Below are 25,381 nucleotides of genomic sequence, written 5' to 3'. Positions count from 1 at the left end.
CCCTCGTCCCATCGACCGCGCGTAGCGTGGATGCCATGACACACAGCGACGACGTGCGGAAATTCCTGACCTCCCGCCGTGCAAGGATCACGCCCGAGGAGGCCGGCCTGCCGGCCTATGGCGGCAACCGGCGCGTTGCCGGCCTGCGCCGCGAGGAAGTCGCCATGCTCGCCGGAATGAGCATCGATTACTACATACGCCTTGAGCGGGGAAACCTCTCGGGCGCCTCGGACGGTGTCCTTGAAGCCCTCGGGCGTGCCCTGAAGCTCGACGACGCCGAAACGGCCCACCTTTTTGACCTTGCCCGCGCCGCGACCGCCTCCCCCCGGGTGCGGCGCAAGCGCAGCCCCCAGACGGTGCGGCCGAGCGTGCAGCGCGTCATCGATGCGATCACGACGGCGCCGGCCTGGGTCCGCAACGACCGAGGGGATGTCCTCGCCTCCAACGAACTGGGGCGTGCCCTTTATCTGGACATGATGGCAGAGGGGCCCACTCCGCCGAACAGCGCACGCTTCACCTTCCTGAATCCGAAAGCGCGGGAGTTCTTCGCTGATTGGGAACGAGCAGCGGACGACGTCGTCGCAGTCCTGCGCTCCACGGCCGGGAAAAACCCGTACGACAAGGACCTCACGGATCTGATCGGTGAACTCTCAACCCGCAGCGAGGAGTTCCGCACCCGGTGGGCCCGTCACGATGTGAAGTACCACCGCGCCGGCCGGAAGCGGCTCCACCACCCGATCGTTGGCGACTTGGACTTGAGCTTTGAAGCACTTGAGCTGCCCGCAGACCCGGGACTGCGCATCAACGTGTACACAGCAGATCCCGGGACACCCTCCGAAGACGCTCTGAAAGTCCTCGCCAGTTGGGCCGCGACCCAGCAGCCCACCCCGCAGATCCCCGTCAAGGAGAAGAAGTGATCGACCGTCCCTCCACCGTGCTCATCGTTGGCGCCACCGGCAGCATCGGCCGCCACGCAGTGGCCGAGGCGCTGCGACAGGGTTACGCGGTCCGGGCGCTCGTGCGCGACCAGACCCGCGCCGCCCGCCTACTCCCCGAAAGTGTGGACCTGGTGATCGGGGATCTGACTCGTCCCGAAACCCTCGGGCCGGCCGTCGACGGAGTCGACGCAATCGTGTTCACCCACGGATCCACGACCAGCGAACGCGACGTGCGGGATAACGACTACGCCGGCGTCGCCAACGTCCTGAAAGCCTTGGGCGGCCGCCGGCCACGCATCGCGCTCATGACCGCCATCGGGATAACACGACCAGGCGTCGCCTACGCCCAGTGGAAGCTGCGCAGTGAGCGCCTCATCCGCGGCAGCGGTAACCCGTACACGATCGTGCGCCCCGGCTGGTTTGACTACAATCAACCCGACCAGCGGAAGGTCGTCATGCTCCAGGGCGACAGGCGCCAGTCCGGCTCACCCTCCGACGGCGTTATCGCCAGGGACCAGATCGCCCGCGTCCTCATCGACAGTCTTGATATTGATGCCGCCGACCACAAGACTCTCGAACTCGTCGCCGACCACGGACCCGAACAAGACGACCTCACCGCCGTCTTCACCTCCCTGACACCAGACTCAGTCGAATCTCTCGATGCAGCCGAAGACATCGTGGACCTCCCTGTCGCCAACGAGCCCGAAATGTTCCGTGACGACCTCGCCACCGTCAAAGCAGGAAGCCTCAAAGCCGGGGACTAAATGGGGGCTTCGACTCCGCATGACGGCCAAAGTTTGCCGATGCAGCAAAGAATCCGGTCATCGATCCCAATTCTCCGGAGGTGGGTGGATTTGCCCCCTTCCGGGAGCAAGTGATCGCAGCGGCTCTGTTCGCGTATGCGGCCAAGGCGAGCAGTTCGTCCGGGCCAAGGTCTTGCAGGCGTGATCTGGATGCGGCCCCGAGTAAGTCCATTTGGGCGAGTCCGGAGATCAGTGCGGCCATGAAGGAGTCCCCTGCCCCGACGGTGTCGGTCACGGTGACGGATTCTCCGGGCATCTCCACACGGCAGCGCCGGGTGAGGATCACCGGGCCCTGGGCGCCACGGGTCAGTGCCACTAACGATGGTCCGAGCTCCAGCCACGCTGCCATCGATTCGTCCTGGGTCCTGCCGGGGTAGAGCCAGCGGAGGTCTTCGTCGCTGGCTTTGACGATGTCGGCGACGGCAACGAAGTCCTCTGCCCGTTGGCGGGCGGCAGCCGGTTCGGGGCTGATGGCGGGCCGGCAGTTGGGATCGAAGCTGATGGTGGCGTGGGGCCGGGCCGCCTCGATCAGTCCCCGTACCGACGTGCCCCCCGGGGGGAGCGCCGTCGCGATGGAGCCGGTGTGGACATGGAGTGAGCTCTCCACTGCAGCCAGGGCCGGGATGGAGGCCGCGTTTATATCCCAAGTGACGGAGAACGAATATTGCGCGGCTCCGGTGGCGTCCAGGGATGCCAGCGCGGTTGATGTCGGCAGGGAACCGCCGACGATGGCCCGGACGCCGTTGCTGTCCAGATGCTCGGCGATCATCCGCCCATGGCGGTCTTCGGCGAAGTGCGTGATGAGGCTGGTTCGGAGGTCCAGGCGGGCGCAGCCGACTGCAACGTTCAGGGGGCTGCCTCCGGGGTGGGTTTCGGGCGCGGTGGTTCCTCGGCGCGGGTCATCGATGATGTCGACGAGTGATTCGCCGATGACGGTGAACAGGGGGACGTTGTCAGAGAGGTCTGGCTGGGGACCGTTCTCGGGTGGTGGCATGTCTGCTTCCTTGCAGGTTGGTGCTGAGAGTGGTTGCTGATGTCCCGGAGCCGCGGAGCCTAGCGGCCCGGGTAGACGACGGCTTTGAGCTGGCCGGTCTGCTTTCCCGCCTTCAGGGCTTCTTCGGATTCGGCGAGGGTGAACTTGCCGGTGACCAGGATGTCCAGGTCCACCTTGCCGTCGGCGATGAGCTGGATGGCAAGGGGCCAGGTGTTGGTGTAGCGGAAGACGCCGGAGAGCCAGATTTCGTGGTTCTGGATGTAGGAGACGGGGAGTTCGACGTCGTCGGCTCCGAGCCCGACCAGGATGACCCTGCCGGCGGGGCCTACGGCTTTGATGCCCGAGCGGACGGCTTGCGGGGCGCCGGAGGCGTCGATGAAGGAATCGACGTCGAGCCCTTCGACGCTGTCGGTCCCGGCGTTGAGGGCGTGCGTGGCGCCGTGTTTCAGGGCGAAGGCCAAGCGGTCTTCGGCGATGTCGCTGATGTAGATTTCGGCGGCGCCGTAGGCGCGGGCGGCCTGGGCGGCGATGATGCCGATAGGCCCGGCGCCGGCGATCAGGACGCGGCTGCCGGGCTTGATACCGGCGCGTTCGCAGGCCCAGAGGCCGACGGAGAGCGGTTCAATGAGGGCGGCTGCCTCGTCGCTGACGCTGTCCGGGATCTCGTAGGCGAAGTCGCCCTGGATGGTCACGTATTCGGTGAAGGCCCCGTCGACCGGCGGGGTGGCATAGAACTCGATGTCGGGGCACAGGTTGTACCGTCCTGCTTTGCACTGCCTGCATTTCCGGCAGGGCCGCTGCGGTTCGACGGCGACCCTCTGGCCGATGCGGCCCGGGTCAACATCGCTTCCGACGGCGGCGATCCGGCCGGAGAGCTCGTGGCCGAGGATCAGCGGGTGGTCCACGACGTAGTCCCCGATCCGGCCGTGCTCGTAGTAGTGGACGTCGCTGCCGCAGACGCCGACGGCGGCGACCTTCACCAGGACCTGGTCCGCTTCCAGCTTCGGGACGGGCAGGGTTTCCATGGCCATGTCGCCCTGGCGTTTGAGGACGGCGGCGCGCATGGTGGCCGGTACTTCAGAATGCCCGGAGGCGCGGGACTGTGCGGTTGACGTTGTCATCGAAGTATTCCTTTGAGAATCGAAGGGGGCCGGTTACTTGACGGCGCTATTTGACGGCGCCGAGGGAGAGTCCCTGGACGAGTTTGTCCTGGGCGGCAAAACCGGCGAAGAGTACGGGCAGGGAGATCACGACGGCGGCGGCGCAGACCTTGGCGAGGAACAGTCCTTGTCCTGAGACGAAGCCGGTGAGGAAGACCGGGGCGGTGCCGGCTACGACGCCGGTGAGGACCCGGGCGAGGAGGAGTTCGTTCCAGCTGAAGATGAAGCAGATCAGCGCGGTGGCGGCGATGCCGGGCATCGCGACGGGGGCGACGACCTTCCGGAGCGTCAGCAACAGGCCCGCGCCGTCGATCTGGGAGGCCTCGAGCATTTCAACGGGCACTTCGTCGAGGAAAGAGCGCATCATCCACACGGCGATGGGCAGGTTCATCGACGTGTACATCAGGCCCAGGAACCAGATGTTGTCCAGCGCCCCGGCGGTTTTGGCGAAAAGGTAGAGCGGCAGGACGGCCGCGACGACGGGCATCATCTTGGTGGAGAGGAAGAAGAACATGACGTCGGTCCACTTCTTCACCGGCCGGATGGACAGGGCGTAGGCGGCCGGGATGGCCAGCAACAGGACTAGGACGGTGGAGAAGATCGAGGCGGTGGCGGAGTTGATCAGCGACGGCCACGGGCTGACGCCGGAAGTTGCCCCGAAGAATTCCTTGTAGGCGTCCAGGTTAAGGTCGGCGGCGATGGAGGGCGGGTTCGTCGCGGCGTCCGTTTCCGAGTGGAACGAGGTCAGGATCATCCACAGAACCGGTACCGCGAACAGCAGGGCCAGCAGCCAGGCGGCGATGCCGGCGGCCGTGTTGTTGCGCGTGGGGTCCATGCGTGACTTGCCCCGGCGTCGGGAACCGGTAGTGCGGGCGGGCGGGGCGGGGACTGATGCCCGGGGTTCGGCCGGGGTGAGCGTGCTCATCGTGCTGCCTCCTTCTTGAAGAGCGAGAATACGGTGCGGAGTGCGAAGGTTGCCACGATGATGGTGCCGATGACCACCACGACGCCGGCGGCGGACGCCAGCCCGTATTCGTTGGCGTAGTAGAACGTCTCATAGATGGCGTAGGGCAGGTTGGCCGTGCCCAGGCCGCCGGAGGTGATGACGAAGGTAGCGTCGAAATTCTGCACGATGTAGATGGCCCCGAGCAGTCCGCCGAGTTCCAGGTACTGCCGCAGGTGCGGCAGCGTGAGGTGGCGGAAGATGTCCCAGGGGCTTGCGCCGTCCATCTGGGCGGCTTCGACGGTGTCCATCGGACGGGACTGAAGGCCGGCGAGGAGGATGAGCATCATGAACGGAGTCCACTGCCAGACCAGCGAGACGATGATGGCCATTAGGGGCGCCTGGGACAACAGGTCCGGCTGGGGCGGGGCGTCGCTGCCAAAGAGCGACCAAATCCAGGTGAGGGCGCCGTTGATCAGGCCGTAGACGGGGTTGAGGATGGCATGCTTCCAGATGAGCGCCGCGGCAACCGGAACTATGAGGAACGGTGCGATCAGCAGGGTTCGGGCCAGGCCGCGGCCAATGAACTTCTTGTCCAGGAGCAGGGCCAGGCCAAGGCCGAGGACCAGGCTGGCCAGGACCACCGAGACGGTCTCGACGATGGTGGTGACGATCGCCTGCAGCATGTAGGGATCGGTGAGGACCTGGATGTAGTTCTCAATGCCGGCGAACCCGGTCTTGTTCGGGCTCAGGCTGTTCCAGTTCATGAACGAGATGATCAGGGTCACCACGAACGGGAGCTGGGTGACGATGATGAGGAAGATCAGTGCCGGCAGCAGCGGTGCACGCCGTGCCCAGGCCACGGCGCGTTCCCGCGCGCTGGCGTTCTTGGAAGGTGTGGCTGTGCTGCTCCCGTGCCGGGAGACGCGCGCCGTTGCGGTAGTCATGATGTTCTCCTGCGGTTCGGTTGTTGCTACTTGTACTTGTCGCCGACCTTTTGTGCGGCTTCCTGGCCCTTGGCCACGGCATCGGCCACGGAGCCCTGGCCGGCGATGGCGGAGCTGACACCTTGGGACACTCTGGTGCCTAAGGCGGCGAACTCGGGGATACCGACAAATTGGATGCCGACAGCCGGCCGCGGCTGGACGCCGGGGTTTTTCGGATCGGCGTTTTCGATGGCAAAGCGTTCGGCTTTGAAGAATGGCGCTGCCTGCTGGAAGTCGGCGTTCTCGAAGGTGGAGATGCGCTTGCCGGACGGGACCTTGGCCCAGCCGAGCTTGGCAGCGACCAGTTCCTCGTACTTCTTGGAACTGGCCCAGGCAATGAACTTCCCGGCAGCGTCCTGCTTCTTGGAAGCCGCCTGCATGGCCCAGGACCAGGTCCACAGCCAGCCCGAGGACTTAGTCTCCTTCACCGGGGCCTGGGCGTACCCGATCCTCCCCTTCACAGGGGAGGCCTCCGCTTCCAGTGCCCCGGCCGCCGAGGTGGCGTCGTACCACATCGCGGTCTTGCCCTGGCTCATGTTGTTCAGGCACTCGGTGAACCCGGCCTGGGCGGCCCCTGCTTCGCCGTGGTCGCGGACCAGCTTGGTGTAGAAATCGACCGCCGCGGTGAACTCGGGAGCGTTGACCTTTGCGTTCCAGTCCTTGTCGAACCAGGTCCCGCCGAACGTGTTCACCACGGTGGTCAGGGGTGCGAAGACCTGGCCCCAGCCGGGCTCGCCGCGCAGGCAGATGCCCTTCATCCCCGGCGCTGCCCCGTCGACCTTGGCGGCGAGGGCTGCGACCTCGTCCCACGTCGGTTTCTCCGGCATCGTTAGGCCCTTGGCGTCGAAGATGTCTTTCCGGTACATCAGGAAGGAAGACTCACCGTAAAACGGTTCACCATAGAGCTTGCCGTCCTTGCCGGTCAGGGAGGCGGTGTAGGCCGGCAGGATGTCCGCCTGGTTGAACTCGGCATTCTTGGCCACGTTGTCCAGCGGTGCCAGCCAGCCGTTGGCGGAATAGAAGGGGATTTCGTAGTTGGACAGCGACGCAATGTCGTACTGGCCGGCCTGGCTCGAGAATTCCTGGCTGATTTTGGCTCGGACGTCGTTTTCCGGCAGGACGGTGTAGTTGACCCTGATTCCGGTTTCCTTGGTGAAGTTATCAGCGGTGAGCCGCTGCAGGTCCTCCATTTGGGGGTTGTTCACCATCAGGACATTGATGCTGTTGGGGTCACCGGCGGAATTGCCGCCACCGGCGCCTGCGCAGGCCGAGGCGCTGAGTGCCACGCACAGGGCGCCTGCCGCCAACGTGGCGACGCGTATTTTTGCGCGCATTAAGGACTCCTTTGTTCTTCAGGGGGTGCGATGCTGCCCATTCCGACTGCTGCGTCGGGGTGCATTCCGACTGCTGCGTCGGGGTGCGGGGCCGAAGACGGGCGACCGGCTCGAGGCCGGTTGCCGTGCTGCTGTTCCTCAAGATTAGGCCTGTGGGGTATGACACAACTAGCGTCCTGGTTGCCAATTTCTGATACTAATTTTCGCCGCTCTTCTTCCAAGAAGCCGCTAACCTAGGGGAAGGCGCTTAGGTGCCGTCCAGATTTCATAACCACTCACCAAACGGAGAATTGCAATGACTGCCGCGGAGCCTCCCGACGGAGCAACTGCCAGGCTGGCCGAACGGCTGCTGGGAATGCACGCCAACCGGGAGGTTATCCCGCCCGACCCCAACCACTCGGTCCGGTGGCATGAGCACGACTACCCCAGCCCTGTGGCGCGCTGGAATTATCATCCCGAGTACGAGATCCACCTCATCCGCAAGGGCACCGGAAAATTCATCGTCGGAGACCACATCGGCACCTTCGAGGCCGGCCAGGTGTCTCTCGTGGGGTCGGGGCTGCCGCATGATTGGGTCAGCGACCTTGAGCCCGGCGAAGTCCTGGAGAAGCGGGACGCGGTCATCCAGTTTGACGGAAAATGGGTCGAGCAGACCGCTGCCCTGGTCCCAGAACTGGCCGAGCTCAAACCCCTGCTGGAACAGTCCGCACGCGGCGTCGAGTTCCTGGGCCGCTCAGCCGCGTCGGCCGCAGCGTCCATCGAGGCGATCGGCGCGTCCACCGGCTTGGATCGGCTCCGCCACCTCTTGGAGCTATTTACAATTCTGGCGCGGGCGCCCCAGGAGGAACGGCGCTACCTTGCCGACGAATGGTTCAGGCCGCAGCTGGACGGCCAGGCCGCGGCCGTGGTGGACATGGTTCTCGAGTACGTATTCAGCAACCACGCCGGCAGCGTCAAAATGTCGGAGGCCGCAGCCATGGTGGGGATGCCGGAGCCGACATTCTCGAAGTACTTCAAACGTGCCACAGGCCAGAACTTCAGTGACCTGGTCCGGAAACTTCGGCTGGCCCACGCACGGCGCCTGCTGGAGCGGAGCGAAAAAGCGATCTCCGAGATCTGTTACGAAGTCGGCTTCTCGAATCTGTCCAACTTCAACCGGCACTTTCTCAACGACGCAGGGGAAACTCCGCGGCAGTACCGGCAGCGAGTCCAAAGCTGACCACTGCGCGCCATTCCAAGCTGCGACTTGGCCGCCGGCGACATCAATGTCCAGCTGATCGATGATCTTTCTGGGGAGGATGCCGAGGAAGCCGTGCGGTTCTCAACCGAGGGCACCGACTACGGAATAGACCTGTCAGCCGGGAACGCGGCCGAACTGCGCTGTTGCCCGGAGGCTGTTAGGACTAAGCGGGTATTAGGTCTAGCGTGGGGAGAAAGGACCGGCGCGCATGAATGCGCGCCGGCAGGGGGCCGGATGGGGATCCGGGTTCGTCTTCGCATCAGTGGGGCCGGCGTCAGGGATTCACTAACAACGCCTCTGGGGTCTCAAAGGCGAAAGAACGGAACAGCAATGATGGCTGACCCGGAAAACCACCCGCACAACAGCTTTGCCGGCCGAGGCGTGTATCTGCTGGACGACCACGAGGTCGTGAGGCGGGGCCTGCGTCAACTGATCGAGTCCGATGGCCTGAGCGTCGCCGGGGAATCAGGATCCGCCCGCGAAGCAGTCCGGCGGATCCCTGCCCTTCGCCCGGAGTTGGTCATTCTTGACGATGATCTTCCCGACGGTTCCGGTGCGGACGTGTGCCGGGCCATCACCGCGGCCGACCCGGGCATCCGCTGCGTGCTGATGACCGCGGACACCGACGAAGCCGTGCTGATCGAATCCATTCTGGCGGGCGCTCGGGGGTGCCTGTCCAAGCAGGACGACAGCAGCGAACAACTCAGGCTCATCCGCCGGGCCCTGGCCGGGCATACCGCGTACAGCGCCCGGTTCCATCCGGCGCTCGTGGCCCCGTTCTCCCTGCTCGGGCCGCAAGGGCAGGACGAGAGACTCCAGAGACTCTCAAAGCGGGAAATGACTGCCGCCATCGGCCTGGCGAAAGGGCTGAGCAACCGCCAGATCAGCCAGGAGATGTTCCTGGCAGAAAAGACCGTGAAGAACATGGTCTCGACCATCCTGATGAAACTCGGCATGGCACGCAGGACCCAGGCCGCCGTGCTCGTCACCAGAGCCCTGGGCCACGTCGAAGACCCCGCCGACGGCGGCTACCGGTTCAGCCGGTTCCCGGATCTGGTCGCCGAAGTCACGGCCGCGCTGCTGAACTGCACCAGCGAGGCCCCCACCGTGCCGCCCACAGACGGCGTGCGGGCAGGGGATGCCCTCCGGCTTGCCGATGCCCTTGCCGCGACCGGGGCCGTACGGATGGTCATCCACCCTCAACCAAGCCGCACGTAGGAGCCAGGGGCGCGAACGGCGTTCCCGGGTCCGGGCAAGCAGGAAGACCGGCTCCCGGAGTATCCATTGGTGGATGACCCGTTCTCTTTCACCCGCGTTGGGTGACGACTGCCCCCACCGGAAGCGTTAGCGTGAAGAACACGTGATTGACCAGCCTCTATCGCTTGTGCGACCTCACTGAACGCTCCCGCCGTCGAGCGGAGGGCCAGCGGAAGGAGCAGGGATGCTCAACTGGTACCACGGGCGCACCGCACCCGTTCTCCAGGTCCTATCGGCGCCTCCGTTTGCTGGGGGCCGTCTTTCGGACGGACGATGGAGATTCGGGTTGACCCGAATCGTCACAGTCGCACCGGGTTGCCCGGAATGAGCGAGCCTGCGGCGTCGCCGCCCAGTATCGATCCGACCGTCGTGATTCGTTCCAGGCCATACATCGCAGCGCTCGTGCTGGCAGCGGTCTTGGGCGTTCCCATCTCGGTCATTGCCTACGGTTTTCTCGCTCTGGTCGCGGCGGTCCAGCGGTTCGTCTTCGTCGGGCTGCCGAGTCAAGTCCTCGGGGGTTCTGCTCCTGCGTGGTGGCCGGTTCCGTGGTTGGTGCTGTGTGGGCTGTTGACGGCGTTGACCATCCGGTATCTGCCCGGAACCGGGGGCCACTCACCCGCGTTCGGATTCAAGACAGGCGGCGGTCCGCCCAGCAGTCGGGAACTCGTGGGCATCGTTCTCGCGGCACTGACTACGCTCAGCCTGGGTGCCGTGCTCGGGCCCGAGGGGCCGCTGATCGCGATCGGTGGCGGCCTCGGGGCGTTGGCGGTGCACCTCGTGAAGAAGGACGCTCCGCCGATGGCCCTGACGATCATGGCGTCGGCTGGCAGCTTCGCAGCGATCAGTACCCTGCTCGGCTCGCCCGTGCTCGGTGCATTCCTGATCATGGAGGCTGCCGGGATCGGGGGAATGACGCTGAGTCTGGTGGCCCTGCCCGGACTGATCGCATCTGGTGTGGGGGCGCTGGTGTTCGTCGGCTTGGACGGGTGGACCGGGTTGGGCAGCTTCTCGCTGGCGCTGCCCGCGGTGCCGCCTGCGGTGCCGCCGACGTTGGCGACGATGGGCTGGGCGGTGATCATGGGCGCGGCCGGCGCGCTGTTGGGATGGTTGATTCGCTGGGTCGCGTTGTCGCTTCGTCCGGTCGTGCATCTGAACCGGGTGTTGGTGACGTCTGCGCTGGGCTTGCTGATCGGTCTTACCGCGATGGCGTACCAGCTGATCTCCGCGCACAGCTTCACGCAGGTGTTGTTCTCGGGGCAGGACGCACTTCCGGAGCTGGTCGCAGACGCCGCGGACTACCCGCTTGCTGTGCTGGTCCTGCTGATCTCCTGTAAGACCCTGGTCTATGGGCTCTCGCTGAGCGCATTTCGTGGTGGGCCGGTGTTCCCGTCGATGTTCATCGGTGCGGCGCTCGGTATTGCTGCGAGTGGGTTGCCCGGAATGAATCTCGCGGCAGCGATCGGCATGGGCATAGGAGCCATGTGCGCGGCCATGCTGCGGCTGCCGTTGACGTCGACGCTGCTGGCCACACTGCTGCTGGGAGTGGACGGTGTGGCCGTAACACCCCAGGTGGTGGTGGCTGTGGCGGTGTCCTTCGTGATCATCAATGTGCTCCCGGTCCCGGGCCCCAGGGCGCCCGCGGCGCCTGACGATCCAGGCAGCGTCCAACATCGGGCTTCCTCTGGGGTCGACCATGACTGAGATCTCGAGCGCGCGCCGTTCGACCATACGGGACCGGTGGATCGCATGGTTGTTCATCATTGGCTCGAGTCTGTTCGCTTTGGGGGCGGTGCCGTCATACTCCGAGGCCGTGGGATTGCGCTGGTGTGCCGCCACATTCTTCGTCGGTTCGCTGTTCTTCACCTCTGCGGCATTCCTGCAGTACCGCGAAGCCGCTGACGCGCTTCCGGCCGTGCGTGCCACTGCGCGCCACTCGCCTTGGGTCTGGGCGCCGCGGAATCTCGTTTGGCTCGCTGCCGCGGTTCAACTTGCCGGCACACTGTGGTTCAACTGGAGTACGGGAAACGCGGTGCGGGATAATCTCAGCGCGGCGCTGGCCGACCAGCGGGTGTGGCGACCCGACGCTCTGGGATCAGTCGCCTTCCTCGTTGCCAGCGGTGTGGCGCTGCGCGATGCGGGCCGCGGCGCCATCCCCGGCCGGCCCAGGCCCCGGACATGGAAGATCGCCGTCATCAACGTGGCCGGTTCGGTTGCGTTCGGCATCTCGGCGGTCGCGGCCTTTGTCATCCCCTCGAGCGGCGACGTCTGGAACGCCGAACTGTCCAATCTCGGCACACTCGTGGGAGCCCTGTGCTTCCTCACCGGTGCGATTCTCATGCTGGGTCCGGAATCCACCGACGTCTCGGTTCAAACGGACCGGGGAACTCATCCGTAGCCCCCTTTCAACAGTTTCTGAAGGAGAAGTGATGTCAGTAAATTCCCAGCCGGCGGATGCCGACGTGGCGCTGTTCGGCAACCGATTTATCACCCAGGAGGTTCCGAGCCGGGAGTTCCCGGAGACCGGCATTCCTGCTCAGGACGCTTTGCGGTTGGTGTCGGAGGACTTGGCGCTGGAGGGTGATCCCGCCCGGAATCTGGCGACCTTCGTGACGACATGGATGGAGCCACAGGCCCAGGAGATCATTGCAGCGAACCTGCACCGCAATTTCATCGACCACGCCGAATATCCCCGCACGGCCGAGATCGAGCAGCGCTGCATCCGGATGCTCGCAGACCTCTTCCACGCACCCGGCGAGACGACGGGAGCCCGAACCCAGGGATCGTCCGAGGCGATCATGCTCGGCGGTCTGTCCCTGAAGTGGAACTGGCGCAAGCGTCGCGAGGCTGCCGGCGCGTCGACGTCGAGCCCGAACCTGGTGTTCGGCGGCGACGTGCATGTCGTGTGGGAGAAGTTCTGCCGCTACTTCGACGTCGAGCCGCGGATCGTGCCACTGCAGCCGGGGAAGTACACGATCGGCCCGGACGACGTGCAGGCCCATGTCGATGAGAACACCATCGGCGTCGCGGCCGTGCTGGGGACGACGTTCACCGGGCACAAAGACGACATCGTCGGCATCAACGACCTGCTGGTGCAGATCAAGAATGAGCGCGGCCTTGATGTGCCGTTGCACGTGGACGCGGCCAGCGGGGGGTTCGTCTGGCCCTTCCTCTACCCCGACTCGGAGTGGGACTTCCGGCTCGATCAGGTCCGTTCGATCAATGTCTCCGGGCACAAGTTCGGCCTGGTCTATCCCGGCATCGGCTGGCTGATCTTCCGGGAGAAAGCGGACCTCGCCAAGGATCTCGTCTTCGAGGAGAACTACCTCGGCAAGACCGACTCGACCTTCACCTTGAACTTCTCCACCGGCTCGTCGATGGTTCTCGCCCAGTACTACAACTTCGTGCGCTATGGCCGCGCCGGTTACACGTACATCATGCAGAACATGCAGACCAACGCCCGCGTCCTAGCTGAGAAGCTGGACGCCATGGGCCGCTTCGAGATCATCGGCGCCGCCGAGGAGCAACTTCCCCTGGTGGCGTTCCGGCTCGCCTCCGACCCCGGGTACGACGAGTTCGACATTGCCTGGCAACTCTCGGCCGAGCGCGGCTGGATGGTGCCGGCCTACACACTGCCGCCGAACGCCCAAGACGTGACGATCATGCGCGCCCTGGTCAAGGAAACGTTGAGCCGCGAGCACGTAGACACGCTCGCCCGCGACATCGAAGAGGCGTGCTCCACGCTGGCGAAGAAGGGCGGCGCGCACGAATCCGAACGAAACAAGATCATCATCGGACCCGGTCATTGACCCAAGGCAACGGTGACACCCCGGGCCTGACCGGCGGGGAGAGGTCCTCAGCGGCTTTGCTTTGGCTTCCACCTTCATGCGGCACGGCCTGATCGACGAAGTCCCTCTTGGCTGCGCCGCGGTGTTGCCGGACGTATGAGGAAGCCTCCGCGCGAATCCAGGACTCAAGCGCGGAGGCTCCCGGCTCTCCAAGCTGGGGGGAACTGGAGAGCCGGTCTGAGTCTACTAGCACGCCTGACGTCCCGGCCGATCGCGTGCGGCGCGGCCTTCGGGTCAACGGAGGCGGAGGCTGATCAGCGCTCGGATGCCTTCGCGGCTTTAATAGCGGCCTTGGCAGCCTGCTTGCTGGCGCGCACCTTTATCAGCGACTCGGGGTCCACGATGTCTGCGACAGAAAGATATGTGCTCTCCTGGCCATAGGGGTCCGCAGCCTCACGCCAGCCTTGTGCCTCGAGTCCGCACTGCTTGCCGAGTAGTGCGAGGAAGATCTTTGCCTTTTGCTCTCCGAAGCCGGGCAATCCCTTCAACCTGCGAAGCACTTCCTGGCCATCAGGGCTGTCCTGGTTCCAGATGGCAGTTGCGTCCCCATTCCAATCGTGCTGCACGGTCGCGGCGAGGTCCTGGACGCGGCTGGCCATGGAGCTAGGGAAGCGGTGGATGGACGGACGCTCCTTGAAGATCTCAACGAAGCCTGCGGGGTCATATTCGGCGATTGCGGCCGGGGCCATGGACCCGATGCGCGTCCGGATCTTTTCGGGTCCGGCAAACGCGGACTCCATGGTCACCTGCTGGTCAAGCAGCATGCCGATGAGGAGTGCGAACGGGTCATTGCTGAGCAGCTGGTCGGCGGCGGGGTCGCCAGTGATGTGCAGTTCCATGCGCCCATCCTCCCACCTGCTCCGAGCTGCGTCATGGCACCTACGGGGATTGATGAGGACCGGGAACCGCCGTGGCCGACGACGAATTGCCCGGTCCCGGCTCGCCACTTCACTCAGAGGCCGCGGCGCCCTAGCCACAGCCCGTGCAGCAGCGGAACCACTGACACGATCATTAGCACGCTGCCGAGCACCGTGTCGTCCGCGCGGACCACGGAACCGGCGATAAGCAGGGCGGCGAATACCAGCGCCGATGCCGATCGCTGCGCCGTGCGGTCCAGCCGTGCCATCTGCCGTTCAAGACGCGGATTAGCCACGGATAGTGCACCGTCCTCGATGCGGCTGACAAGCCCATCCAGGCGTTTCGGCAGACGCAGCGCGATCCCGGCGGCGTCGAGCGCCTGCTGAGCCGCGTCCTGCACGATGTTGCCACGCTCGTCGCGCAGTAACTGCGCCGCATAGGGTTCCACCGCGTCCCACAGATTGAACCGGGCGTCCAGCGAGCTGCACACACCCGAGGTCAGTGACATCGCCCGGATGATGAGCAGGAAATTCTCCGGCAACTGGAACGGCAGCGAGCGAACCAGGTCGCCGAACTCCACCGCAAAATCAAGGAACTCCCGCTGGTCCACCTCGCGAAGTTCGGCGAAGCCCATCCCACCAAACCGGGCGAACAGGTGCGTCATCGCCCGCTCAAGCTCGGCTTTGTCGGCCGATGGCACCAGCACACCCACGTCGCTGATCGCGCTCACAAGGCCCTTGCCGTCACGCGAGGCGGCCGCGATCAGAAGTTTCCGCAGGCCGCTGCGAGTGCTGGGTGGAACCTCGCCCATCATGCCGAAGTCGATGAACGTCAGCTTCCATGGGCGCCCTGCGGATGAACCGGTAACCGGAGTGACAAAGATGTTTCCGGGGTGCGGATCTGCATGGAAGAAGCCGTTGGTGAACATCTGGTCGAACATGACCGACGCGAAGACCGGGGCAACCTGCGCCGGATCGATGCCCGCCGCAAGAAGCGCCTCCGAGTCCGTGATCTTGATCGCCGTGACATCTTCGAGGATGAGCACGCGGCGGGTGCTCCACTCCCATGCCACGTCGGGTACATCCACCCGGTCGTCGTCGGCGAAATCAGCCGCGAAGCGCTCTGCATTCGCTGCCTCATGCAGGTAGTCGATCTCCTCAAGACTGGTTTGCGCAAACTCCTCGACCAGGGCGGCCATGTCCGCCCGATCGGACACCAGTCGCACGTGGCTGAGCCAGCCGCCCACTTTGCGCAGTGCCGCCAGGTCGACGTCGACAATCGCGTCGATGCCCGGGCGCTGCACCTTCAACACCACCCTGTCGAGCCCCGCGTCGGCGGCATTGGCGGGAAGGAGCCGTGCCAGGTGCGCCTGCCCGAGCGATGCGGCGGCGATTGGGGTCTCCTCGACCGAGGCGAAAACCTGGTTCAGGGCCACACCCAGCTCGGCCTCGGCAAGTGCACGGATTGCGGGGAACGGAACAGGGGGCACCTCGTCCTGCAGTCCCTCAAGCTCCTTGGTGATCTCGGGCGGAAGTACGTCGAGCCTGGACGACAGGAACTGACCGACCTTGATCATCAGGCCGCCCAGATTTACCGCGAGCACGTGGAAGTGCTGCGCGAAACTCCGCATCCTCTTTGCCCGGGTGCGTTCGGCAACTCTGCCTAGCCCGATGCGGGGGAGGAACAGCTCAAACCACCAGGTCAGGGCGAGATGCCACGCTGCGAAGCGCAGGATGCGACGGTAACGGGCACGGGTGTCTCCGGCGCCGGGGACCGGATCTGCTCGTTCCCGACGAACCGACGTCACCCCCGTCAGTCCTGGGCGAGGATCGAATACAGGCGACGACGTGCCTCGTGCAGCACCGCCACGGCCTGCTGCACCTGCTCCGGCGAGCCGGTGCGACCCACCTGGGACGCGGCCTGGGCGAGCTCGACGCCGGCCTTCGGCAGTGCCGCGAATCCGGTGCCGGATGCCGGGCCCGTTGACTCCCATGGTGCTGACGCATCGGCATGGGCTACATCCTCCCGGCCTGCTTCGGTCAACGAGTAAATCTTGCGACCGTTGGACTCTTCGGCACGGATCAACCCCTCATCGGCCAGCAGCTGCAGCGTGGGGTAGACGGAGCCGGCGCTCGGCTTCCAGCTGCCATTGCTCCGCTCCTCGATTTCGCGGATGATCTGATAGCCGTGCATCGGCCGCTCCGCGAGCAGGGCCAGCACCGCGGACCGCACCTCGCCTCGCCCCGCGCGGGTGCCCGAGCGCTTCTCAAATCTTGAACGCAGCTCTTCTACGGCCTGCCACATGCCGTCGATGTTGGGACCGCCAAATCCGCCAGCCGAGTATGAATTACGCATGCTGCTCTCCTTAATGAATCCCGAACGATACTCAACGATACATTCCGATATACGCGATAACCAGCAGTGCGAGAAGCCGGGGGAGGGAGGCCGGATTGCCCCAACATCGAGCGCGGTAGTTGGACGGGGCCTGTGCCGGAGCTCGACCCTGGCCGCGGTGGCACAGAGGGCGTGTGCATAATGTGCACACCCTGGCCGTCGGACGTTCTACGCCGGTCCGTGACGACCTCCGGTGCGGGTTCGGGCTGCGGCGAGGTGGGTGGCCGGTGCCCGATGGCGGCGGTCAGCCCGTGAGGCGCTGGCTGAAGGACACGAGACGCGATTGCATCTCCCAGTACGGAGTGGCGGCAGGCGCCTGCTTGCCGTCGCGCAGGGCGCTGACTACGTTTACCGCCGCGTCAACTGCCGCGCGGTACGGCAGGGAGCCGGAACTCACCCGCCGAACCCCCAGATCACCCAGTTCGGCAACAGTCAGCGAGGGATGGGCCAGCACGTTGACCGGCAGCCCGATGCCGGCGGTGACGATCTGGATGTCCTCCGGCACCACAAGTCCGGGGACAAAGATCCCGTCCGCCCCGGCGTCGGCGTAGACACCCGCCCGGAGCAGGACGGCATCCACAGTGGCCTGTTCGCCGAACCATATGTTGTCCACCCGCGCGTTGATGAACACAGCCGGGCTGCGTCGCTTGACGGCGGCAACCTTGTTGGCAAAGGCTGCTGGATCGACCAGACGCCCGGCCGTGCTGTCCTCCAGGTTGACCCCGGCCACGCCAAGGGTAGCCAGTTGGGCCACAAGTTCCGCAACCTCGGCGGGGTCATCGGAGTAGCCGTCCTCGATGTCCGCCGTGACGTGTACAGGCAGGCGGCACAGCTGCGCCACCAGTGCGGTGGTTACCGCTTTGCTGGACCGGCCTCCGTCCGGCAGGCCGGCACTTGCCGCAATGCCAAAACTGGTGGTGCCGACGGCGGGGAATCCCGCTGTCGCAAATGCCAAGGCTGATCCGACGTCCCACGCATTGGGCAGCAGGAGCGGTGCCGTCGTGTGGTGGAGTTCCCGAAAAGTGGCCATTTTCATTCCCATCTCCTGCCAACCGAATAGGTGAATCCCTGCTCAGTGTACAAACGTGGCCGGGCGCCGCAAGGGATCGACGTTTCGGACGCCCGCGCAGCACGTCGTCACGTTATCGTTGGTCCCATCACATCTGACCAGGAGGCCGCATGCCGTACGTCGTTGACTTTGAGAACGTTTCCACTGTCGGCCTGGAATCGTCTCCCGTTGCCGAGGCGCTCGCCGGGTTGCGCGCCAACGAGGGCCGCTACTACCGGAACAAGTACGATCACGTCTTCACTGTTAGCCCTGCGACCGAGCTTCCGGAGGTGGTCGAGCGGGTGAGCCGCATCCTCAAGGACGAGCGCGACATCGTCATCGGCTCACGCTCGCTCGAAGCGGCCGCCTTCGAAGTGGAAGGTTTGCGGATGGCTTACGTGTTCTACGAGTCGGGGCTGTCCATCAACGTCATGTACAGCATCGAGGGCGGCGGGAAGCGAGCGGTCGGATTCAAGCTTGCCGAAGGCATGGAGATTCCGGAGGAACTGGCGACACGCTTCAAGTTCGCTCGCCAGAAGTCGAAGCTGGCAGGCGTTATCCGCGGCTCCTTCTTCGTGATCAAGGGCGAGTACTGACCGGTTGACGTTGCGCGCCCGGTGGGGCTTCGGCCGGAATCGCACTGCTCGTTCGCGGTGCCAGGGATGACGGTCAGGGTCACTCAAGGCTAATGAGTTTGGCCGTACTCAAAGTGATCCATTCCTTTAGGGAGATGCTCTGGTGGCTGTCCCAGCGGGGGTAGGTGAGCCAGACCTTGCCTTTGCGGTCAAAGTCGACATTCACCAGGTTGTCGAGCGCGGTCCGGGGCCAGCGCGCTACTGCACGGTTGCCGGTGAACTCGACGAGGCGCTGCGGAGCGGTCATCCAGGCCGGCTCTTTGCCCGGTTTGCGGGCCGGCAGGGAGATCACGCGGCCGGACTCCGGGACCAGAGCTTTGGGGTTGACCAGTTTCTTGATGGCGCTGCCGCCTTCGAACGTGCTCAGGACGGTGTCAGAGGTGAGGAATTCGTCGCCGCCGAAGGTTGTGGACCGGCGGTAGAAGCAGATGCGGCCGTCGACGCTGAGGAAGGCAGTGCCGTCGTCTTCGTTTTCAAGGGGCCAGCCGAGGGACAGGGCGACGAAATGCCACGTGGTCCAGTCGGTGCCGCTCGTGACGGCGGCGAGGCTGGTCGGCACGGAGCGCTTTAGTAGTCGCTTGCTGGCCCGTCCCAGGATACGTTCCATACGGTCCGCGGCGGCGCGGCGTGCCGACTCATAGATCCCGGGGACGGTCTCATTGGCGGCGCCTCCGGCGACGGGAGCGTGGGTTATCTCCGCTTTCGGTCTACGCCCCGCATGTTCGAACGACATCACAGCTCTCCACTGTTGGTGCTTCGCCCTCCGGTCACCTCGCGGCGCGAAGGCTTCCGCATCAGCTTATGTCGTGCCCGAGGGCCTGAAGCGGGCGGACGCCCAATGTTCATCGAACGATCACCGAACCCGCTCAGTCCCGGGCGCAGCCGTCATCACGTCATACGCAAGAGGACGACGGCGGAAGCTCCCCGCCGTCGTCCTCTTGTGTCTGGTTTTTGACGTCTATGGCTGGTCGGGTTATTTGGTGACTTGAAGTCCGGTGTCCCAGTTGAAGTCGGCGAACTCCGGGTTGGCCTGCATGGTCATGAGGACGAACTGGAAGCCTTCGAGTTCGCGGGAGCGCTTGAGCGGGCCGACGACCAGGGGGCGCATGCCGCCGGCGCTGACGAAGCTGCTGACCGCTGCGTTGGCGTCCGCGTTGTCGCCGGCGATGAAGACGTCCAGCGGCTGTCCGCCGGACTCGCCGGCGACGAGGGTGCCCGCGAAGGTGGTGTTGAATGCCTTTACGACGTGGGCGCCGGCGGGGGCAAGCTGTGCGATTTCTTCGGCGGCGGAGGTGCCGGGTTCAACGACCAGGGAATCGAAGGTCTGGAAGTTCACCGGGTTGGTGATGTCCACGATGGTCTTGCCGGTCAGGGCCTCGCCGTAGGTGCTGACCACGGACTTGGCGGCGTCGAAGGGGACGGCAAGGACCACGATGCCGCCCTGCGGGGCGTCGGCGGTGGTGCCGAAGGTGACGCCGGTCCCAAGCTCGGCGGCCAGTTCCTTGGCCTTGGTGGCGTCCTGTCCGAGGATTTCGACGGTCAGGCCGCCAGCGAGGGCACGGGTTGCGATGCCACGGGCCATGTTGCCGTTGCCGATGAGGGTGAGGTTCGTCATGGGAGTCTTCTTTCCGAATATGCGGGCCAGGAGGGTCTTCATCAGGTTCTGTTCTCTTGGAGGAGTGATCATTGAAGCTGCAACTAAATGTACGCCGCGAAAGTTGAAGCGTCAAGTAATTTTGCGAGCAGAACGAGGTGCTTGCGTTTGATGGCCACGCGGCAGGCGGGTGTGGTCAGGTGAGTTCCCCTGGGTCGGTACACCAGCCGCAAGCTGCTGGCCGGAAACAGCGGGCGGGATGGCACGCGCAGAATTCCCTGGGAGCGCTCAACTCACCCCTTGCGCGATTTCTACGGAGGCTGGATTATTTGCATTGATAGGCATGTGTGTATCCCGCGGTTGATCTAAGTGGACATTAGGCTCCGGCGTTACCTGCACTGCCGGTTCCTTGGTAGGGAGACAAGATGGCAAGCACCGTTCATTCCGGAGCCAAGGAAGTCGACAGCAAGGGCCTGAAGGGCGGTGCCCTCGGCCTCCTATCGAGTGTCGTTGTGGGTGTCGCTTCGACGGCCCCGGCCTACAGCCTCGCGGCCAGTTTGGGATTCATCGTCGTGGGCGGCACCGTCTTCGCGGGAGTCAAGGCACCCGGAATAGTCCTTCTCGCCTTCATCCCGATGTACCTCATCGCGGTTGCTTACCAGGAGCTGAATAAGGCGGAGCCTGACTGCGGCACAACTTTTACGTGGGCGACGCGGGCGTTTGGCCCGGTCCCCGGTTGGATGGGTGGCTGGGGCATCATCATCGCCGACGTGGTCGTCATGTCCAATCTGGCCCAGATCGCAGGCGCGTATTCGTTCACCTTTGTGGGAGGATTCGGGTTCCCGGGCGTCGCGGACTTGGCCAGCAATGTCGTTGCGACGACCATCGCAGGTCTGGTGTGGATCGCCCTGATGACGTGGATCTGTTACCGGGGCATCGAGATCACTGCCATCGTGCAGTACGTGCTGCTCTCGTTCGAAGTCCTAATCCTGATTTTTTTCGCGGTGTTCGCACTGGTCAAGGTGTATTCGGGAACTGCCGAGCCGTACTCCCTCATCCCGTCGTGGGACTGGTTCAATCCGTTCACGCTCGACTTTGGCCAGACTGTTGCCCCGGCAATGCTGACTGCGATCTTCATTTACTGGGGCTGGGACAGTGCGGTCTCGGTGAATGAGGAGACGAAGGACCCGGCGAAGACCCCGGGGCGGGCGGCCATCATCAGCACGGTCCTCCTGCTGGCCACCTACGCGATCGTGACCGTCGCCGCCGTGGCCTTTGCCGGCGTCGGCGACTCGGGAATCGGACTGGCGAACCCCGCTAACTCGGCCGACGTCTTTTCGGCCATTGGACCCACGTTGTTCGGCGAGGGCCCCGTTGGATCGATCCTCATGACGCTCCTCGGATTCTCCATTCTGACGTCGGCGTCGGCATCGACGCAAACGACCATCCTTCCGACGGCACGCACAGCGCTCTCGATGGCGGTCCATAAGGCGATCCCGGAAAAGTTCATGCGAATCCACGAGAACTACCTCACGCCGACCTGGTCCACCATCGGCATGGGTATCGTTTCCGCGTTCTTCTTCATCGTCTTCACGTTCATCAGCCCGTCCCTTCTGCTCGCCCTGATCGGGTCGATCGGGCTGATGATCGCGTTCTATTACGGACTGACCGGCTTGGCGTGCACGTGGTTCTATCGCAAGACACTTACGTCGTCGTTCCGGAACTTCGTCATGCGCGGACTGTTCCCGGCGGTTGGCAGCCTCATTCTCGCGGCCGTCTTCGTCTATGGCCTGTCCAACTTCGCCCAGCCTGATTGGCTGAAAGACGCAGACGGCAACAACGTGACGATTTTCGGTATCGGGGCCGAGGCAGTCGTCGGCATTGGCGGCCTGCTGATCGGGGCCGTGCTCATGGGGATCTGGTGGATCCGGAAGCCGGGCTTTTTCCGCGGTTATACACTGCCCCGGCGCTCGGACAAGCCTGAGGCGCGCCGTCAATGAATCCCAGGCCGGCGTCGTGGCTCCCGCTGCCGGGGCGGGCTGTCCGCAGGACTGAGCGCATGACACCACTCGTGGCCACCGCATTCCCGCGCATCTCGGCGCCTTGGATTCGCACCTGGCGATCCCGTCTGCGGTAACGCCGAAGATTCGGAAGTCCGGAGCCCAACAACCGGAAGGACATCAATGAGGATTCTATGCATAGGCGCCGGCGGTGTGGGCGGAGCCGCGGCCGGCATCGTGGCGCGCCGGAGCTTTTTCGAAGTATTTGTTGTCGCGGACTACGATCTTGCGCGGGCGGAGTCCGCAGTAAAGTCCGTTCCTCCTGAACTACGGCAACGCTTTGAGGCGGTTGCCTTGGATGCGTCCAACAAAGGGGCCGTTGCTGATGCCATCCGCCGGCACCGCATCACGCACGTCCTCAATGCCGTTGATCCCCGCTTTGTGATGCCGATCTTTGAAGGCACCGCGGAGGCCGGTGCCACATACCTCGATATGGCTATGTCGCTGTCTGCTCCCCACCCCGAGATGCCATATCAGCTCCCCGGCGTGAAACTCGGTGATCTCCAATTTGAACGGTCTGGCGAATGGGAAGCCGCTGGCCGTCTCGCTTTGGTCGGCATGGGTGTCGAACCTGGACTATCGGATGTTTTCGCCGCCTACGCCCAAGAATTCCTGTTCTCCCGGATTGATGAATTGGCAGTCCGGGACGGGGCCAACCTGGTGGTTGAAGGCTATGACTTTGCCCCGTCATTCTCGATTTGGACTACGATTGAGGAGTGCCTTAATCCGCCGGTTGTCTACTCATCCGAGCATGGCTGGACTACCACGGAACCCTTTAGCGATCCCGAATTGTTCGACTTTCCTGAGGGCATTGGGCAAGTCGAATGCGTCAATGTGGAGCACGAAGAAGTCGTTCTCATGCCACGATGGATCGAAGCCAAAGCCGTGAATTTCAAATATGGCCTCGGAAACGAGTTTATCGACGTTCTCCGGGTTCTTCACAGACTGGGTCTCGACTCCACCGAACCGGTGAACGTTAAAGGTTCGTTGGTCAGCCCTAGGGACGTTGTCGCCGCGTGCCTGCCCGACCCGGCCACTCTTGGACCCAAAATCAAGGGCAAGACCTGTGCCGGAGTCCTCGTGCGAGGCAACGATAAGGAGGGCCGCCCACGCAGTACCTACCTTTACCACGTGGTTGACAATGCGTGGACGATGGAAAACTACGGCAGCCAATGCGTTGTTTGGCAAACGGCCATAAATCCGATCATTGCACTCGAGCTACTTGCGGGCGGGACCTGGACCGGGGCAGGCGTACTTGGACCCGAAGCTTTCCCCTCCAAACCATTCCTGGATTTGATGGCCGCCCCCGAACCGGAAGGATACGGTTCGCCGTGGCACATCCGGGAGGAAGATCGTGCCTGAACAACAACTGCCGAAGGAGATCGTCGTGACGACTGCAGCCCCGTTTCATCCACTGGATCCGCTCAGCGCGGAGGAGTTCCGTGCTGCGGCAGAGTTGCTCGCCAGCACACAGGGTGTCACATTCCCGGCCTGGCGGCTGGCAGCCATAGAGCTGATCGAACCGGACAAGACCGCCATCGACGCCTTCGAAGCCGATGCCGCCGGGGCCACTCCCGATCGGATCGTCGGCGTGAACTGCTTCGAACGGTCGTCAAACATGACCTATCAGGCGCGCCTCTCGCTAACTCGCGGGGACGTGATCTCCTTCACCCATATTCCCGGCGTACAGGCGAACATGACCGTCGACGAGTGGGAAGAAGCTGACGAGGCACTCCGCCGCCACCCGCGGGTGATCGCTGCGCTTGCCAAACGCGGCATCACCGATCTGTCGCTGGTCTTCATGGACGTATGGACCTACGGCCAAACAATGATCCCGGAAAAGTACCAAGGACGCCGGATTGGCTGGTCCGACACCTGGGTCCGGGCGCGTCCCGGAGCCAACCCGTACGCAGGACCTGTCAACGGCTTCCACTGCGTCATTGACTTGGCCTCGATGGAGCTTCTCGACATCGAGGACACTTTCGTGGTCGACCCGCCGGAGATCATGGGTGAATATGTCCCCGCGCTGATCCCGGAGCGGCTCCGCAACGCAAGCACCCGCGAACCGCTGAAACCGCTGGAAATCATGCAGCCCGAGGGCGCCTCTTTCAGTCTCGACGGCAACAGGATCAGGTGGCAGAACTGGTCCATGCGAATCGGCTTCAACTATCGCGAAGGCCTAACCATTCATCGTGTCAGCTACCGCGACTATGGCCGCGAGCGGCCGATCGCGAACCGCCTGTCCTTCGCCGAAATGGCGGTTCCCTACCGCGACCCCGGTGAGGACCATTACCGTCGGACGGCGTTCGACGTCGGCGAATGGGGTTTGGGGTTTATGACGACATCGCTGGAACTGGGCTGCGACTGCCTCGGGGAAATCCGGTATTTGGATGCGGTCATGCACAATTCGGCTGGGGAGCCCTACACCATCAAGAACGCGATTTGCATCCACGAAGAGGACGCGGCGGTGTTGTGGAAGCACATCGACCACGATGGCGGCATGGAGGTGCGCCGCATGCGTCGACTCGTGGTTTCTTTCCATGTCACCGTGGCCAACTACGAGTATCTGGTCTACTGGCGCTTCTATCAGGACGGGAACATCGAGTGCGAGGTGAGAGCCACTGGAATCATGGTGGTCTCCTATTTCAGCGAGGGCGAAGACCGTCCGTGCGGAACGCTCGTGGACAACCGGACCTACGCCCCGTTCCACCAGCACTTCCTGGTGGCCCGGCTCGACCTCGACATCGACGGTAGGGCCAATACTGTTTACCGCTCGGAAACCGAGATGATCCCCATGGGTCCGGATAATCCATACGGGCTCGCCCTGCATCAGAAAAAAACTCCCATCACGACCGAGGGACACGACGACTATTGCTGGGAGACCCAGCGCTCCTGGACGGTCACGAACGACAATTCGCTTAACGGCCTCGGGACTCCGGTGTCCTACAAGCTCGTGCCCGGCGCAGCGTTCCCCTCATTCTTCGATCCGGCATCCCCGGTCTTCCAGCGCGCGGAGGTCGTGGGGCACACGGTATGGGTGACACCGAACGATGCCAAGGAACGGTGGCCGGCCGGCGAGTTCGTGAACCAAGGAGGAGCCGGGCTGGGGATGCCCGAATGGGTGCGACAGGGCCGCTCGGTGGAAGACACGGACGTCGTCCTGTGGTACGTCTTCGGCATCCACCACATCACCCGACCCGAAGAATGGCCAGTAATGCCCGTCGACACTGTGGCGTTCTGGCTCAAGCCGGTGGGCTTCTTCGACCGGAACCCGTCGCTGGACGTTTAGGGC

The 25,381-nt window shown here is 64.1% G+C and carries 22 protein-coding genes and 1 pseudogene; 12 read left to right on the top strand and 11 right to left on the bottom strand.

Going from position 1 to position 25,381, the window contains the following annotated elements; all coding sequences use genetic code 11:
• Positions 1-35: 35 nt before the first annotated feature.
• Complete coding sequence (locus tag ACVWZ7_RS01350; RefSeq protein WP_456506673.1) at positions 36-917, top strand: helix-turn-helix transcriptional regulator; 882 nt, start codon at positions 36-38, stop codon at positions 915-917.
• Entirely contained in the window at positions 914-1,702 is a 789-nt protein-coding gene (locus ACVWZ7_RS01345; protein WP_456506672.1) for an SDR family oxidoreductase, read from the top strand. Before ACVWZ7_RS01350 ends, ACVWZ7_RS01345 begins: the two co-directional genes overlap by 4 nt.
• Here the strand turns inward: ACVWZ7_RS01345 and ACVWZ7_RS01340 are convergent.
• Genes ACVWZ7_RS01340 through ACVWZ7_RS01320 form a run of 5 tightly spaced genes read right to left on the bottom strand, consistent with a single transcriptional unit; the run spans position 1,686 to position 7,158 of the window.
• Entirely contained in the window at positions 1,686-2,735 is a 1,050-nt protein-coding gene (locus ACVWZ7_RS01340) for a carbohydrate kinase family protein (RefSeq protein ID WP_456506671.1), read from the bottom strand. The two genes, ACVWZ7_RS01345 and ACVWZ7_RS01340, sit on opposite strands and share 17 nt — an antisense overlap.
• Positions 2,736-2,794: 59 nt before the next feature.
• Positions 2,795-3,856, bottom strand: coding sequence for an NAD(P)-dependent alcohol dehydrogenase (locus ACVWZ7_RS01335; RefSeq protein ID WP_344367928.1), 1,062 nt, complete (start codon positions 3,854-3,856; stop codon positions 2,795-2,797).
• Positions 3,857-3,902: 46 nt separating this feature from the next.
• Complete coding sequence (locus ACVWZ7_RS01330; protein ID WP_344367927.1) at positions 3,903-4,820, bottom strand: carbohydrate ABC transporter permease; 918 nt, start codon at positions 4,818-4,820, stop codon at positions 3,903-3,905.
• Positions 4,817-5,785, bottom strand: coding sequence for a carbohydrate ABC transporter permease (locus tag ACVWZ7_RS01325; RefSeq protein WP_456506670.1), 969 nt, complete (start codon positions 5,783-5,785; stop codon positions 4,817-4,819). The genes ACVWZ7_RS01330 and ACVWZ7_RS01325 overlap by 4 nt, the downstream gene beginning before the upstream one ends.
• A gap of 26 nt (positions 5,786-5,811) precedes the next feature.
• Positions 5,812-7,158 carry an ABC transporter substrate-binding protein gene (locus tag ACVWZ7_RS01320; RefSeq protein WP_456506669.1) on the bottom strand — a complete coding sequence of 449 codons (1,347 nt, stop codon included), beginning with the start codon at positions 7,156-7,158 and terminating at the stop codon, positions 5,812-5,814.
• Between the two features lie 295 nt (positions 7,159-7,453).
• Here ACVWZ7_RS01320 and ACVWZ7_RS01315 point away from each other — a divergent pair, with 295 nt between their 5' ends.
• The 6 genes and pseudogenes from ACVWZ7_RS01315 to ACVWZ7_RS01290 all read left to right on the top strand — a co-directional run bounded on the left by ACVWZ7_RS01315 (position 7,454) and on the right by ACVWZ7_RS01290 (position 13,461).
• Positions 7,454-8,377: an AraC family transcriptional regulator gene (locus tag ACVWZ7_RS01315; RefSeq protein ID WP_116765894.1), complete on the top strand. Its 924-nt coding sequence runs from the start codon at positions 7,454-7,456 to the stop codon at positions 8,375-8,377.
• 27 nt (positions 8,378-8,404) lie between these two features.
• A pseudogene (locus ACVWZ7_RS01310) lies at positions 8,405-8,527 on the top strand (Lsr2 dimerization domain-containing protein); the annotation flags it as partial.
• A 201-nt stretch (positions 8,528-8,728) separates the two neighbouring features.
• Complete coding sequence (locus tag ACVWZ7_RS01305) at positions 8,729-9,616, top strand: response regulator (protein ID WP_237563306.1); 888 nt, start codon at positions 8,729-8,731, stop codon at positions 9,614-9,616.
• A 363-nt stretch (positions 9,617-9,979) separates the two neighbouring features.
• Positions 9,980-11,356, top strand: coding sequence for a chloride channel protein (locus ACVWZ7_RS01300; protein WP_456506668.1), 1,377 nt, complete (start codon positions 9,980-9,982; stop codon positions 11,354-11,356).
• Positions 11,349-12,050, top strand: coding sequence for a hypothetical protein (locus ACVWZ7_RS01295; RefSeq protein ID WP_456506667.1), 702 nt, complete (start codon positions 11,349-11,351; stop codon positions 12,048-12,050). Before ACVWZ7_RS01300 ends, ACVWZ7_RS01295 begins: the two co-directional genes overlap by 8 nt.
• A 31-nt stretch (positions 12,051-12,081) precedes the next feature.
• The gene (locus ACVWZ7_RS01290; RefSeq protein ID WP_456506666.1) at positions 12,082-13,461 is read left to right on the top strand and encodes a glutamate decarboxylase; all 1,380 of its coding nucleotides are present in this window, start codon (positions 12,082-12,084) and stop codon (positions 13,459-13,461) included.
• A 293-nt stretch (positions 13,462-13,754) separates the two neighbouring features.
• Here the strand turns inward: ACVWZ7_RS01290 and ACVWZ7_RS01285 are convergent, their stop codons facing one another.
• From ACVWZ7_RS01285 to ACVWZ7_RS01270, 4 genes are all read right to left on the bottom strand, one after another.
• On the bottom strand, positions 13,755-14,339 hold the full coding sequence (locus tag ACVWZ7_RS01285) for an HhH-GPD-type base excision DNA repair protein (RefSeq protein ID WP_456506665.1): 585 nt from the start codon (positions 14,337-14,339) through the stop codon (positions 13,755-13,757).
• 113 nt (positions 14,340-14,452) lie between these two features.
• The gene (locus tag ACVWZ7_RS01280) at positions 14,453-16,165 is read right to left on the bottom strand and encodes an ABC1 kinase family protein (RefSeq protein ID WP_456506664.1); all 1,713 of its coding nucleotides are present in this window, start codon (positions 16,163-16,165) and stop codon (positions 14,453-14,455) included.
• A 5-nt stretch (positions 16,166-16,170) separates the two neighbouring features.
• Positions 16,171-16,713: a PadR family transcriptional regulator gene (locus tag ACVWZ7_RS01275; protein ID WP_344367916.1), complete on the bottom strand. Its 543-nt coding sequence runs from the start codon at positions 16,711-16,713 to the stop codon at positions 16,171-16,173.
• A gap of 283 nt (positions 16,714-16,996) precedes the next feature.
• Entirely contained in the window at positions 16,997-17,788 is a 792-nt protein-coding gene (locus ACVWZ7_RS01270; RefSeq protein ID WP_456506663.1) for an isocitrate lyase/PEP mutase family protein, read from the bottom strand.
• 143 nt (positions 17,789-17,931) lie between these two features.
• Between ACVWZ7_RS01270 and ACVWZ7_RS01265 the strand changes: the two genes are divergently transcribed.
• Positions 17,932-18,396, top strand: a complete 465-nt coding sequence (locus ACVWZ7_RS01265; RefSeq protein WP_456506662.1) for a phage tail protein — start codon at positions 17,932-17,934, stop codon at positions 18,394-18,396.
• A 79-nt stretch (positions 18,397-18,475) separates the two neighbouring features.
• On the opposite strand, the gene ACVWZ7_RS01260 is transcribed toward ACVWZ7_RS01265, so the two are convergent.
• A complete protein-coding gene (locus ACVWZ7_RS01260; protein WP_456506661.1) occupies positions 18,476-19,168 on the bottom strand; it encodes a hypothetical protein in 693 nt (230 codons plus the stop codon).
• A 240-nt stretch (positions 19,169-19,408) separates the two neighbouring features.
• Positions 19,409-20,050: an NADPH-dependent F420 reductase gene (locus ACVWZ7_RS01255; RefSeq protein ID WP_456506660.1), complete on the bottom strand. Its 642-nt coding sequence runs from the start codon at positions 20,048-20,050 to the stop codon at positions 19,409-19,411.
• A 404-nt stretch (positions 20,051-20,454) separates the two neighbouring features.
• On the opposite strand from ACVWZ7_RS01255, the gene ACVWZ7_RS01250 reads away from it, so the two are divergent.
• The 3 genes from ACVWZ7_RS01250 to ACVWZ7_RS01240 all read left to right on the top strand — a co-directional run bounded on the left by ACVWZ7_RS01250 (position 20,455) and on the right by ACVWZ7_RS01240 (position 25,378).
• Complete coding sequence (locus ACVWZ7_RS01250) at positions 20,455-22,029, top strand: APC family permease (protein ID WP_344367909.1); 1,575 nt, start codon at positions 20,455-20,457, stop codon at positions 22,027-22,029.
• A gap of 183 nt (positions 22,030-22,212) precedes the next feature.
• The gene (locus ACVWZ7_RS01245; RefSeq protein ID WP_456506659.1) at positions 22,213-23,451 is read left to right on the top strand and encodes a saccharopine dehydrogenase family protein; all 1,239 of its coding nucleotides are present in this window, start codon (positions 22,213-22,215) and stop codon (positions 23,449-23,451) included.
• Entirely contained in the window at positions 23,444-25,378 is a 1,935-nt protein-coding gene (locus ACVWZ7_RS01240) for a primary-amine oxidase (RefSeq protein WP_344367906.1), read from the top strand. Before ACVWZ7_RS01245 ends, ACVWZ7_RS01240 begins: the two co-directional genes overlap by 8 nt.
• The last annotated feature ends 3 nt before the right edge of the window (positions 25,379-25,381 follow it).

This window comes from Arthrobacter sp. TE12232, assembly GCF_054062615.1.
The sequence above is the reverse complement of the archived record's forward strand: the minus strand, read 5'-3'. Positions and strand labels throughout refer to the sequence as shown.